At 43.5% G+C, this 13,712-nt stretch carries 12 protein-coding genes; 10 read left to right on the plus strand and 2 right to left on the minus strand.

What is annotated here, in order from left to right:
• Window positions 1–2 precede the first annotated feature (2 nt).
• Together PSE60_RS11765 and hpaR are read right to left on the minus strand one after the other, a co-directional pair.
• Complete coding sequence (locus PSE60_RS11765; RefSeq protein ID WP_272665532.1) at window positions 3–1,676, minus strand: ShlB/FhaC/HecB family hemolysin secretion/activation protein; 1,674 nt, start codon at window positions 1,674–1,676, stop codon at window positions 3–5.
• A 604-nt stretch (window positions 1,677–2,280) separates the two neighbouring features.
• The gene (gene hpaR / locus PSE60_RS11770) at window positions 2,281–2,736 is read right to left on the minus strand and encodes a homoprotocatechuate degradation operon regulator HpaR (protein WP_210836930.1); all 456 of its coding nucleotides are present in this window, start codon (window positions 2,734–2,736) and stop codon (window positions 2,281–2,283) included.
• Window positions 2,737–3,166: 430 nt separating this feature from the next.
• Between hpaR and PSE60_RS11775 the strand changes: the two genes are divergently transcribed.
• The 10 genes from PSE60_RS11775 (at window position 3,167) to hpaX (ending at window position 13,675) form a co-directional block, all read left to right on the plus strand.
• Complete coding sequence (locus tag PSE60_RS11775) at window positions 3,167–3,796, plus strand: fumarylacetoacetate hydrolase family protein (RefSeq protein WP_196718539.1); 630 nt, start codon at window positions 3,167–3,169, stop codon at window positions 3,794–3,796.
• Window positions 3,796–4,575, plus strand: coding sequence for a fumarylacetoacetate hydrolase family protein (locus PSE60_RS11780; RefSeq protein ID WP_272665533.1), 780 nt, complete (start codon window positions 3,796–3,798; stop codon window positions 4,573–4,575). The genes PSE60_RS11775 and PSE60_RS11780 overlap by 1 nt, the downstream gene beginning before the upstream one ends.
• Window positions 4,575–6,044: a 5-carboxymethyl-2-hydroxymuconate semialdehyde dehydrogenase gene (gene hpaE / locus PSE60_RS11785; RefSeq protein ID WP_272665534.1), complete on the plus strand. Its 1,470-nt coding sequence runs from the start codon at window positions 4,575–4,577 to the stop codon at window positions 6,042–6,044. The genes PSE60_RS11780 and hpaE overlap by 1 nt, the downstream gene beginning before the upstream one ends.
• Before the next feature lie 274 nt (window positions 6,045–6,318).
• Window positions 6,319–7,200: a 3,4-dihydroxyphenylacetate 2,3-dioxygenase gene (gene hpaD, locus PSE60_RS11790; RefSeq protein ID WP_210836932.1), complete on the plus strand. Its 882-nt coding sequence runs from the start codon at window positions 6,319–6,321 to the stop codon at window positions 7,198–7,200.
• Between the two features lie 9 nt (window positions 7,201–7,209).
• Window positions 7,210–7,593 carry a 5-carboxymethyl-2-hydroxymuconate Delta-isomerase gene (locus PSE60_RS11795; RefSeq protein WP_004914298.1) on the plus strand — a complete coding sequence of 128 codons (384 nt, stop codon included), beginning with the start codon at window positions 7,210–7,212 and terminating at the stop codon, window positions 7,591–7,593.
• Between the two features lie 55 nt (window positions 7,594–7,648).
• Window positions 7,649–8,875 carry a Bcr/CflA family multidrug efflux MFS transporter gene (locus PSE60_RS11800; RefSeq protein WP_004914300.1) on the plus strand — a complete coding sequence of 409 codons (1,227 nt, stop codon included), beginning with the start codon at window positions 7,649–7,651 and terminating at the stop codon, window positions 8,873–8,875.
• Complete coding sequence (locus PSE60_RS11805; RefSeq protein WP_272665535.1) at window positions 8,872–10,335, plus strand: NAD-dependent succinate-semialdehyde dehydrogenase; 1,464 nt, start codon at window positions 8,872–8,874, stop codon at window positions 10,333–10,335. Before PSE60_RS11800 ends, PSE60_RS11805 begins: the two co-directional genes overlap by 4 nt.
• A gap of 192 nt (window positions 10,336–10,527) precedes the next feature.
• On the plus strand, window positions 10,528–11,331 hold the full coding sequence (gene hpaH / locus PSE60_RS11810) for a 2-oxo-hept-4-ene-1,7-dioate hydratase (protein WP_004914311.1): 804 nt from the start codon (window positions 10,528–10,530) through the stop codon (window positions 11,329–11,331).
• 10 nt (window positions 11,332–11,341) lie between these two features.
• A complete protein-coding gene (gene hpaI, locus PSE60_RS11815; RefSeq protein ID WP_210836935.1) occupies window positions 11,342–12,148 on the plus strand; it encodes a 4-hydroxy-2-oxoheptanedioate aldolase in 807 nt (268 codons plus the stop codon).
• 159 nt (window positions 12,149–12,307) lie between these two features.
• Window positions 12,308–13,675, plus strand: a complete 1,368-nt coding sequence (gene hpaX, locus PSE60_RS11820; RefSeq protein ID WP_210836936.1) for a 4-hydroxyphenylacetate permease — start codon at window positions 12,308–12,310, stop codon at window positions 13,673–13,675.
• The last annotated feature ends 37 nt before the right edge of the window (window positions 13,676–13,712 follow it).

Here is a 13,712-nt window from a genome sequence, read left to right on the forward strand (position 1 = left end):
AGCTACAGAAAGAATGAGACCGACCAATAAGCCGACCAATTGTCTGGTTTAAGTTGTGAGGGATAATGCAAAGGCTTACTGAGTAGAAGCTGCGAATAAAACAGGCTATTACCAATAAAAGAGAGGCCAACGGCTCCGCCTGCTAAAGTGTCAGGTTCAACGTGGTATTTATCTGAGGCAATAAACCCATAATCTAACGCTCCGATAAAACGCAGTTGCCCCATTGCCGTATTGGCGATGTCTTTGTTAATTTCATTACGCCAATACCCGCCTCGGTTACCACTCACAGATTGTTCATGGTAGCCACGGACAGAGTACTGGCCACCGATGCTGATGCGTTCAATGCCGTATAAATTATCGGGCGAATATTGACCGTAAAATGAGGTTAAATAGGTCACACCATTAGAGAAAAAATACTGATAACTGCTGCTTAGACTGAATTTGCGGTAATGACTACGCGGTGAATCTTTCGCGAGGGTATCCGGTGAGGCGCCAAAGGCAGATATCCCCCATTCAGCGGCAGGGTTAAACGTGAAGTAACCTTGTCCAAGCATGGTGCTGTACTGTGGGGTAAACGAGAGCGAGGTTAAGGTTGGGCTGCTAATCGTCAAGGTTTGGGACGCTAATTGTGTCGTCGCATTTTTATGTTTTAAGCTACCTTGCAGTGTAAGTCGTTGCTTCCCATCACGATAAACTAAGCGACTGACATCAAACTGTTGGTTGGTATTTTTGCCTTCATAACGGAATTGCTGACCAGATGCATGAAACGGTTGTAGCGTATTATTACGATAAAACTGGTAACGATAAGACCAGTAACCATAAGGGACATTGATTGCCGCAACAGCGTAACGACTGTGATGGGAGCGACTGAAGTCAGTATCGCTACTGGCACTTAATGACCATTGCTCACCAAACCCTAACGGGGAATCTACCGTTAAACTCCCCGTAAGTAGCTGTTTTCCCGTTGCCTTCATACCCGTGTTATCGAGGTTTAGCTGGCTCGTGATAGGCCATTTTTTCCCTTGTTGATGAATAATAACCCGAGAATAGCCATTTTGGCTTCCTGGTTGGATATCGATAGTGTACTTAGCGGACGATAACCGGTTGAGTTGCTCCAACCCTTGTTCAATATGCCGTAGATTTAATATTTTGCCTTGTTGATGAGGAAATATTTGATGAACTAAACGCTCAGGAGAATTTTCAATCTCGATAGTTTCAATATGCCCTTCAATCACTTGTATTAACAATTGATATGAGGATAAATCTTGCTCTGGAATGATGGCTTGAGAGGTAATAAACCCCTGTTCCATATAGTAATTAGTCACATGCTTGGTGAGCTCTTGTATTTCACTCAGTGTGAGGCAGCGTTTTAAATAAGGTGAGGTTAACTGAGTTTGAGTTTTAGTCGTCAGCTGTGTGGCGCCGGCAAATTGGATCTGATTGATCGGGAAACAGATTTCATCTTGGCGGTGTTTGGAAAAAGAACCATCAACGGTGATTGCATTATGTTTTTCCAATAGATTACGTTGGATTAACTCCGACTCTAACCGTTGTTTTTGTTCAAATTGAATGCTTTCCTGTGCAGAGGGGAGTAATTGATTTTCAGGATAACTATAAGGCGCAATCATCAATAACGATACATATAATAAACGCCATATAATTTGATGCTTTGTCATGTTATTTAAATTTTCGTCACGAATAGTAAATTTACCGTAATGTAACTTATTCTCATTAACTGTTTTTAAATAAAAAATATTCACTATGACTAAAATTTAACACTTTCCTGTTTAATACGGTTTTTTGTGTTTTTTCATTCCATTATTTTGGTTAATGCTTCATTAAAGATAATATTTAATATTATTCACTGAAAATCAATCGATTGATTTTATTGGAAAATAATTTTGCTGAAGACTTTGTCACAAGTAGCCCTGCAGGTAATTTCACAATTGCAAAAAAGATATGACAGTGGGGAATTTAGAACTTATCTAATGAGTATAAGTAAAGTTCGATTGCAGTGAATCTACAGGGAAAGGGAATTATTCAAGTGATAACTATACTCCAAATAATTCGAATTGTAGGAAAGCACCAATTGAAGATAGTCAGATGAGCATACATCAGTATGTGACCCAAATAACCGAAATATGACCAATATTTAAATTTCTAAATAGTTCGAACTCTAGCAAGGCGGCAATTGAGGATAGTTTGGGGAGCATACATCAGTATGTGACCCAAATAGCCGAAAGAAGCCAACACAGCTAGAGCTCGAAATATGACGAAAATTTAGGCGCTCTTTCTCTTATCAGCAGCGATATTACTATAATCTGGGCTCTCTAAAGCGATTAATTCATCCAATAACGCGGTTAATTGCTGCATTTTCTCTGGTGAAAATGCTAGCTCTATTTTTTGATAACCTTCTTCCACTTCCTGCCGTGCTTTGTCATACAGCTCTTGCCCTACAGGTGTCAAAGAGACATATAATTTACGTTGGTCATTCAACGGTTTTAAGCGGAAAATTAAACCTTCGCGCTCCATACGGGTTAGGATCCCCGTTAAACTTGGGCGCAGAATACAGGTTTGAACTGATAATTCATGAAAATCAATTGAACGCTTATCAGCTAAAACTCGAATGATACGCCATTGCTGTTCAGTCAAATTATACGACTTTAATATCGGCCGGAAAAAACCCATTGCGGTTTCTCTTGCCTGCAATAATGCAATTGTCAATGATTCATGCATAAGATTAAAACTCACCACTTAATTAACGTTACTTAACCCAATTTTGGCATTTTATGGCAGTTGCCATTTCGCTTTGTTGGCCCTGTACTTTGATGAAATCACATACCATAACTATGAGCTTTCACATCACCAGTTTGCCTTATTTAAGAGTAGCACGGTCAAATAACAATCTCAAAGAAAAACCCTAAAATATTAATGAGTAAATAATTTAAAAACTCACTTTTAAGTTAATTTTTTGTAAATAAAAAAAAATTGAAAAAATAATAATTTCTTTTATAACATAGTCTTACAAAAAGACAACTTAATTGTGTTAATGAGATCACAATTAAAATTAACATTTCTATAAACCTATTGCTAATTTCAAAATTATACTTTATTAATATATTAATAATTACTCGAAAGTTGAATTCTTTTCATTAAGGAGTTGTCAATGAAAGGCACTGTATTTGCCGTTGCCCTCAATCATCAAAGCCAGCTTAGCCACTGGCTTGAGGCATTCCAGCAAGCCCCTTATAAAACCCCACCAAAAACCCCAGTGTGGTTTATTAAGCCGCGTAATACGCGTATCAATTCAGGCGAAAAAATTTTGCATCCCGCTGGTGAAGAAGTGCAAAGTGGCGCTACGCTTGCTTTGGTGATCGGTAAAAATGCACGTAAAGTCAGTAAGACAGATGCACATCAGTTTATTGCTGGATTTGCGCTGGCAAATGAAGTGAGCTTGCCAGAAGACACCTTCTATCGCCCTGCCATCAAAGCAAAATGCCGTGATACTTTCTGCCCAATTGGTGAAATGGTTGCAACTTCGCTAAATACTCCTGTTGATATCATCACCCTAGTAAATGGTAAAGAAGTGGATCGCTGGTCAACAAAAGATCTGATCCGTGATGCGAGTGAGTTAGTTGCTGCATTAAGTGACTTCGCCACCTTAAAGCAAGGGGACGTGATCCTGCTCGGCACACCACAACAACGTGTCACCATCAAACCCGGAGACGAAGTGGTTATCCAAGCGGAAGGCTTTCCTAGCCTGAAAAATACCGTTGTGGCAGCAGGAGGAAAATAATGTCTACGATTACAAAACGCGCCAAAATCCTTTTTAAAGGCACTGAATATTCCGTCACCGTCGGTGATAACGAAGCCATCACGTTACCTAATGGGGACGTGATCGCGGGTGATTCTCCTGATGTTGAATGGTTACCTCCTGTGCAAGGAACCTTGTTTGCCCTAGGCCTGAACTATGCCGACCACGCTGCCGAATTAGAATTTAAGCCACCTGAAGAGCCTTTAATTTTCTTAAAAGCAGAAAGCAGCTTAACGGGTCATCGCCAAGTTTCTGTTCGTCCTGATAATGTGGAATATATGCATTATGAGTCTGAATTAGTGGTGGTGATTGGCAAAACAGCTCACAAGGTCTCAAGAGAAGATGCCATGGACTATGTCGCAGGTTACACCGTGTGTAATGACTATGCGATCCGTGACTATTTAGAGAACTATTATCGCCCAAATTTACGTGTTAAGAGTCGTGATACTTTAACGCCGATTGGCCCTTGGATTGTCGATAAAGATGCCATTAAAGATCCGCATAATTTGGCTTTGTACACCTATGTAAATGGTGAATTGCGCCAAAAAGGCACCACGGCCGACCTAATTTTCGATATTCCCTTTTTAATTGCTTACCTCAGTGACTTTATGACACTGCAACCGGGAGACATGATTGCTACAGGGACGCCAAAAGGGCTGTCTGACGTAGTACCGGGCGACGAAGTCATTGTTGAAGTTGAAGGCGTTGGCCGACTGGTCAACACCATTATCAGCGAAAAAGACTATGAGGAACGTGTGTAATGACTAAGATTAATCATTGGATCAACGGTAAAAACGTTGCTAGCAAAGACTATTTCGAAACCACCAACCCTGCAACAGGCGAAGTATTAGCAGAAGTTGCCGCGGGTGGACAAGATGAAATCAACCAAGCCGTTGCCGCAGCGAAAGACGCTTTTCCAAAGTGGGCCAATACCCCAATGAAAGAGCGCGCTCGCTTAATGCGTCGCCTTGGTGAATTGATCGACGAAAACGTCCCGCAAATCGCGGAAATGGAAACCAAAGATACTGGTTTACCTATTCACCAAACTAAAAACGTGTTGATCCCACGTGCTTCACATAACTTTGAATTCTTCGCCGAGATTTGCCAGCAAATGAACGGCCGTACATACCCTGTTGATGACAAGATGATGAACTACACCTTGGTTCAACCTGTGGGTGTCTGTGCGCTGATTTCACCATGGAACGTGCCATTTATGACCGCCACATGGAAAACCGCCCCTTGTTTAGCACTGGGTAATACTGCGGTTCTGAAAATGTCTGAATTATCTCCATTATCAGCGAACCGCCTTGGTGAACTGGCGCTGGAAGCGGGTATTCCTGCGGGTGTTTTGAACGTGGTTCAAGGCTACGGTAGCACTGCGGGAGATGCTTTAGTCAAACATCATGATGTCCGTGCGGTTTCCTTTACTGGGGGCACAGCCACTGGCCGCACCATTATGCAAAATGCAGGCTTGAAAAAGTATTCCATGGAATTAGGTGGTAAATCACCTGTGTTGGTGTTTGAAGATGCCGATATTGAGCGTGCACTAGACGCTGCTCTGTTTACTATTTTCTCCATTAATGGTGAACGCTGTACAGCTGGCTCACGTATTTTCATTCAAGAGAGCATCTACCCTGAGTTTGTTAAACGCTTTGCTGAGCGGGCTAATCGCCTGATCGTCGGTGACCCGAACGATCCCAAAACCCAAGTGGGTGCATTGATCAGCCAGCAGCACTGGAACAAAGTTTCGGGTTATATTCGCTTAGGTATGGAAGAAGGCGCAACCTTGTTAGCGGGTGGCCCAGACAAACCGACTGATCTTCTACCTGATCACCTCAAAGGTGGTAATTTCTTACGTCCTACCGTACTGGCTGATGTCGATAACCGCATGCGTGTCGCCCAAGAAGAGATCTTTGGGCCTGTTGCTTGTTTAATTCCGTTTAAATCTGAAGAAGACGGTTTACGCATGGCAAATGATATTGAGTACGGTCTTGCTTCGTATATTTGGACACAAGATGTCAGCAAGATTTTACGTTTATCACGCAGTATCGAAGCAGGCATGGTGTTTGTTAATACACAAAACGTACGTGACCTGCGCCAGCCTTTCGGTGGTGTAAAAGCTTCGGGTGTAGGCCGTGAAGGTGGCGAGTACAGCTTCGAAGTCTTCGCAGAAATGAAGAACGTCTGTATCTCCTACGGAGACCACAACATCCCTCGTTGGGGTGTGTAAGCTTTACAACACTCTGTGCTGGAAACCTTATATTCCAGCACTTTCCGCTGAATTATATTGATACTCAGCATCGTTAAAACTGATAAACCAAGTCACTTCAAGTCGTTAGAAGAGCTACAACTTAGGTAAACTCGCTGTCTTACCCTAAATAATTCGAGTTGTAGCTAGGCGACAAACAAGCTAATCCCTAGGAGCATACATGAGTATGTGACTAGGGTTAGCGCGAGCAGTCAACAACGCTACAGCTTGAAGAATGACGGGTAAGGATATAAATATGGGTAAGTTGGCACTCGCTGCAAAAATAACACACGTCCCATCCATGTACCTATCAGAACTACCAGGTAAAAACTTTGGATGTCGCCAAGCCGCTATCGATGGGCACAAAGAAATCAGTCGCCGCTGCCGTGAATTGGGCGTTGATACTATTATTGTTTTTGATACACACTGGTTAGTTAACAGCGCCTATCACATTAACTGTGCTGACCACTTCAAAGGTATTTATACCAGTAATGAGCTTCCACATTTTATTCGTGATATGGAATATGAATATGATGGGAACTCCGTATTGGGCCAAATGATCGGTGAGGAAGCACGTAAATTAGGTGTTCGTGCCCAAGCCCATGAAATTCCAAGCTTAACCCTCGAATACGCCACATTAGTCCCTATGCGCTATATGAATAGCGATCGTCACTTTAAAGTCATCTCAATTTCAGCCTTCTGTACTTCACACAGTTTTGAAGACAGCCGTAAATTAGGCGAAGCCGTACTGACTGCGATTGAAAAATACGATGGCACTGTGGCGGTACTAGCAAGTGGTTCGTTATCTCACCGCTTTATTGATGACCAACGTGCTGAAGATGGCATGAACAGCTACACACGTGAATTTGATGAGCAAATGGACAAACGCGTCGTCAAACTTTGGCGCGAAGGACGTTTTGAAGAATTCTGCAAAATGTTACCTGAGTATGCCGACTACTGTTATGGCGAAGGCCATATGCACGACACCGTAATGCTGCTAGGTATGTTAGGTTGGGATAAATACGACGAAAAAGTGGAAATTTTAACTGACTTGTTCGCAAGCTCTGGAACAGGGCAATTAAACGCCGTATTCCCACTGCCGAGTTATATTACTGACAAACAAGCTACCACTGCGTAAGGAGTTGTTATGCCTCATTTTTATGCAGAATGTACAGAAAACATTCGTGATGACGCTCAGCTACCTGAGCTCTTCGCCAAAGTGAATGAAGCCCTCGCGGGAACCGGTATCTTCCCATTAGGTGGCATTCGTAGCCGTGCTATTTGGCTGGATACTTGGCAAATGGCCGATGGCAAGCACGATTATGCTTTTGTCCATATGACGTTGAAGATAGGTGCTGGGCGTTCTCTTGAAGATAGGCAAAAAACGGGAGAAATGATTTTTGAGCTGATCAAAAAACATTTTGCCGATTTGATGGCAAAACGCTACCTCGCATTGTCTTTTACCATGGAAGAGCTTGATCCTGTTTTAAATTATAAGCAGAACAATGTTCATGCCTTATTTAAGGGTTAACAGTTTAAAGGTTAATGGTTTAAATCTTTATTTATCGTTTTATTGAGAGGGCAAGATGGTTAAAAATTTCGATAAACACATACCGCACTATTTGATCCCATTACTGGGGTCATTAGTGGCATTCGGTCCATTGTCTATCGATATGTACCTTCCTGCCCTCCCTCAAATGGGTATTGCGTTACACGCTACTCAAGGGCAAATGCAGTACACTCTTGGCGCCTTTTTTGCCGGGTTCTGCATTGGAATGCTGTTTTATGGCCCATTAAGTGACCTTCTTGGTCGGCGGAAAATGTTGTTAAGTGGCCTTGCCATTTTTACTGTCGCCAGTTTGTTGTGCGCCCAAGCCACCAATGCAAATACTTTAATTGTATTCCGAGCGCTGCAAGCTTTTGGCAGTGGAGCGGCCATTGTCATGGCAAGGGCTATCGCTAGAGATGTTTACCCTGCTCATGAGTTACCTAAAGTACTGTCATTAATGACACTTGTGACCATGATAGCGCCATTACTGGCACCGCTATTAGGTGGTTTTTTACTCGTTCATTTTCAGTGGCAAGTAATTTTCTATTTGCTGGCAGTGATTGGCTTGGCTTCGGTGTGTGCAATTTTTTTCTTGCTCCCTGAAACGTTAACCCACCAGCGCGGTTCTGAAAATATACTTTGTGTCGCTTTCAAGAATTATGCACAGGTGCTCACAGACCGAGAAGCACTGAGTATTATTGGCACCATGGCCTTCTCCTTTGCTGGTATGTTTGCCTTTATCAGTGGTTCACCGTTTGTGTACATCAATTATTTCGGTGTTTCTGAACAACATTATGGTTTGCTGTTCGGCTGTAACATCTTGGGGATGATTGTCATGCTGTTGTTGAACGTTAAACTACTAAAAACCTATAGTTTAACGCGCATACTGACTATGCAAAGTGGGTTTCAATTAGCGTTTGGTCTGCTGTTACTCATATTTTACCAACAAAGTTTGCCCATAATTGTTATTCTAGTCGTACTGTTCTTATCGATGGTCAATGCTATCGGCACCAACAGTTTGTCACTATTACTGCAACATCGCGGGAAAATTGCAGGAAGTGCCAGTGCACTTGCCATTTCTATTCAGTTTGCCTTAGCGGCTGTCGCCAGCGTTGCAGTTTCTGTATTACAAGATGAATCCCCATTCGCTATGGCACTTGTTATGGCGCTTTGTGCCGGGTTAAGTTTTGCTAGCCAACAGCTATCAGCTAAAAATATCCGCCCACAAGTCCAATCAGTGTCTTCGGAGAACAACGAAAAATGAGCATAAATACCAATTCTACATTATTTCGCCAACAAGCTTATATCAACGGCCAATGGGTTGATGCCCAAAATAAAAGTGTGTTTGAGGTCACTAATCCAGCCAATAACCAAGTTATCGCTAACGTCAGCAATGTCGGTGCTTTAGAAACTCAACAAGCTATCGAAGCCGCAGAAAAAGCCCTGCCGGCATGGCGTGCTAAAACCGCCAAAGAGCGCAGCCAAATTTTAAACAAATGGTTCCGTTTAATGATGGATAACCAAAAGGAATTGGCCGAATTACTCAGTGCTGAGCAAGGTAAGTCGATCACTGAATCGATGGGAGAAATTGCCTACGGCGCCAGCTTTATTGAGTGGTTTGCTGAAGAAGGTAAACGAGTGTATGGGGAAACCATTCCATCACCTCTGCCGGGGCGTCGTCTGGTGACGATAAAACAGCCCGTGGGTGTGGTTGCGGCTATCACGCCATGGAACTTCCCAAATGCCATGATCACCCGCAAAGTCGGCCCTGCACTCGCTGCAGGCTGTACGATGGTATTAAAACCCGCGGCAGAAACGCCATTATCAGCATTAGCATTGGCAGCGTTAGGGGAAGAAGCCGGCATTCCTGCTGGTGTGTTTAACATTGTCCCAGGTACTGATGCTAAAGCTATTGGTGGCGTTATGACTTCCAGCCCAATTGTTCGCAAACTCACATTCACGGGTTCAACGCGAGTCGGTAAGCTGCTGATGGAACAGTGTGCGAACACAGTGAAGAAAATGTCTCTGGAACTCGGTGGTAACGCGCCATTTATCGTGTTTGATGATGCCGATTTAGATGCAGCAGTACAAGGTGCATTAGCGGCTAAATTCCGTAATAGCGGGCAAACTTGTGTGTGTGCTAACCGTATTTTAGTCCAAGAAGGGGTTTACGATGAATTTGCAGCTCGTTTGGCAAAAGCGGTGAATGAACTGAAAATCGGACCAGCCACACAAGTCGACTCCCAACAAGGCCCTCTGATTAACCAAGCCGCGGTCGATAAAGTCACTGAACATATTGCAGATGCCGTTTCACAAGGTGCAAAAGTGATTGCAGGGGGTAAACCAGCTCAATTAGGCGGTTTATTCTTTGAACCCACCGTGATCACGGGTGTGACTGAGTCCATGAAGGTCGCAAAAGAAGAAACGTTCGGTCCATTGGCGCCATTATTTAAATTCCGTGATGAGCAAGAAGCAATTGCTCTGGCAAATGATACTGAATTTGGCTTGGCATCTTATTTCTATTCAAAAGATATCGGGCGTATCTACCGTGTTGCAGAGGCATTAGAAAGCGGCATGGTGGGTATCAATGAAGGCATTATTTCAAACGAAGTAGCCCCATTTGGTGGTATTAAGCAGTCTGGTCTGGGGCGTGAAGGTTCACGCTACGGAATTGAAGATTATTTGGAAGTGAAATACCTCTGCTTTGGTGGTCTTTCCAATTAGAAAGACACATTAGCTGGCGGTCTTCGCTTTTAAAATCTTAGCTCTAAATAATTCGAGTTAGAACAAGGCAGTAAATGAGACTAATCCCTTAGGAGCATACCCGTGTGACTAGGGGATAGGCGTAAGCCTATCGTGAAGCTAACGCAGTTATAGCTCGAAGTATGACGAGCTGAGGTGCAAAAGGAAAATAAGATGTTACAAAAAGATGTCATATCGCAAATCGCACAGCGCCTAAATCAGGCTGAAAAATCACGTGAGCAAATCCGTCAGATCTCACTCGATCACCCAGAAATGACGATCGACGATGCTTATGCTATTCAAAAAGAGTGGGTTGGTGTGAAAATTGCTGAAGGACGTGTGTTAAAAGGCCATAAAATTGGGCTGACGTCTAAAGCAATGCAAGCCAGTTCACAGATTGATGAACCTGATTACGGTGCGCTTCTTGACGATATGTTTTTTGATGACGGCTGTGATATTCCAACAGACCGCTTTATCGTGCCACGCATTGAAGTTGAATTAGCTTTCGTACTCGCGAAGCCATTACGCGGGCCAAACTGCACCATATTTGATGTGTATAACGCAACTGATTATGTGATCCCAGCACTTGAACTAATTGATGCGCGTTGCCACAACGTTGACCCTGAAACCAATCGCCCACGCAAAGTGTTCGATACCATTTCAGATAACGCCGCAAATGGCGCAGTGATTTTAGGTGGCAGACCAATCAAGCCACGCGATTTGGATATGCGCTGGATTAGCGCCCTGCTCTATCGTAATGGCGTCATTGAAGAATCTGGCGTTGCAGCTGCTGTACTCAACCACCCAGCGAATGGTGTGGCATGGCTAGCGAACAAATTAGCACCGCATAATGTGCAACTTGAGCCGGGCCAAATTATTTTAGGTGGCTCATTTACACGCCCTGTCCCTGCTCGTAAAGGTGATGTGTTTCACGTTGATTACGGCAATATGGGTTCAATTAGCTGCCGCTTCGTGTAAGGAAAATGGCATGGATATTTTAGAAAATAAATTTAAAAAAGCACTAAAAAGTGGCCAACCGCAAATCGGATTATGGCTTGGTTTATGCAGCCCATATAGTGCTGAATTACTTGCCGGTGCAGGCTTCGACTGGTTATTAATTGATGGTGAACATGCACCGAATAATGTGCAAACGACCTTATCTCAATTACAAGCTATTGCCCCTTACCCGTCACAACCCGTCGTTCGTCCGCCATGGAATGATCCAGTGATCATTAAGCAATTGCTAGATATTGGCGCACAAACGTTGTTGTTGCCAATGGTGCAAAATGCAGAACAAGCCAAGCAAGCGGTACGTGCAACGCGTTATCCACCCGCAGGGATCCGTGGTGTCGGTAGTGCTTTAGCTCGCGCTTCTCGCTGGAACCGAGTACCTAATTATTTAACTCGTGCCAATGATGAAATGTGCGTAATAGTACAGGTTGAAACCCGTGAAGCCATGAATAATCTTCCTGAGATCTTAAAAGTTGAAGGTGTCGATGGCGTGTTTATCGGCCCTGCGGATCTTAGTGCGGATATGGGCTTTTCAGGGAACCCTAACCACCCAGAAGTCAAAGCTGCGATAGAAAAAGCGATTGTCCAAATTCGTGAGGCTGGCTTGGCACCCGGTATTTTAATGGCAGCCCCAGATGTTGCTGAACATTATCTTAAACTCGGCGCACTATTTGTTGCCGTCGGGGTCGATACCACGCTACTGGCACGTACCGCAGAAGCGCTAGCAGCAAAGTTTGGTAAAACGGTTTCAGAGGTGACCTCGAGTGCACCCAGTGTTTATTAATAAAGCTATCTCTAAATAAGTTAATTTTAACCCTACAGACAAATAACTTATTTAGATAAAAAATCAATATCGCAATATAGGGCAGACCACACCATGACTGCCTACTAGTCCCTTGTACCTATAATAATCTGCAAAAGAAAGAATTGAGGGCCCTACAATATGAGTAATCAACAACTTGCAAGCACTAACCCTGCTGAACAACATAAAAATTTAACCGAACCGCAGCAGCGGGTGATTAATAAACTATTTAAACGTCTCATTGTATTTTTATTTGTGCTATTTGTTTTTTCTTTCTTAGACCGTATTAATATCGGCTTTGCGGGTCTAACTATGGGGAAAGATATCGGCCTAACTTCCACCATGTTCGGCTTAGCGGCCACCCTGTTCTATGCCACTTATGTGATTTTTGGTATTCCAAGTAACATCATGTTAGGAATCGTTGGTGCTCGCCGCTGGATAGCCACCATCATGGTACTTTGGGGTATCGCTTCTACAGCCACCATGTTTGCCACAGGGCCAACCAGTTTATACGTCCTACGGATGTTAGTGGGTATCGCTGAAGCAGGCTTCTTACCGGGAATTTTAGTTTATTTAACTTACTGGTTCCCTGCCTATTTCCGTGCTCGTGCTAATGCCTTATTTATGATTGCAATGCCAGTCACCATGGCATTCGGTTCATTAGCCTCTGGCTATATTTTAGGCATGGATGGCATTTTAAACCTAAAAGGCTGGCAATGGCTGTTCCTATTAGAAGGTTTCCCATCCGTGATCCTTGGTGTGCTGGTTTGGTTCTATTTGGATGACTCGCCAAAGAAAGCCAAATGGCTGACCCAAGAAGATAAAGACACATTGCAAGAAATGATGGACCAGGACCAATTAGAGCTTGTACAGCCACACGGTTCAAAAAGCCATACAGCTATGCAAAACAAAAGCTTATGGAAAGAAATCTTCACTCCAGTGATCTTGATGTACACCGTTGCTTATTTCTGTTTAACCAATACGTTAAGTGCTATTAATATCTGGACGCCACAGATTATGCAAAGCTTCAACCAAGGCAGTAGTAATGCCATGATTGGGCTGTTAACTGCCATCCCACAATTTTGTACTATTCTTGGGATGATCTACTGGAGCCGTCGCTCTGACCGGTTACAAGAACGGAAAATGCACACCGCCTTACCGTACTTATTTGCAGCAGCGGGATGGGTCCTCGCGGCGATGACAAGCCATCCCGTCATCCAATTGCTTGGTATTATTATGGCATCAACGGGGTCATTTACTGCGATGGCTGTGTTCTGGACAACGCCAGACCAATCAATCAGTTTACGTGCTCGTGCCATCGGTATTGCTGTTATCAACGCAACAGGTAATATAGGTTCTGCCGTCAGTCCACTGTTAATTGGATGGTTAAAAGACCAAACGGGTAGCTTTAATTCCGGCCTGTATTTTGTGGCAGGTTTGCTGGTGGTCGGCGCGCTGTTAGTCATTGCTATCCCAATGAAAAACTCAAGACCAAGAGCAACACCTTAATATTTTGATGTTTTGAATGTTTTAAATGTTTTAATAA

The sequence above is a fragment of the Providencia sp. PROV174 genome, from assembly GCF_028480685.1.
GTDB lineage: Bacteria > Pseudomonadota > Gammaproteobacteria > Enterobacterales > Enterobacteriaceae > Providencia > Providencia rettgeri.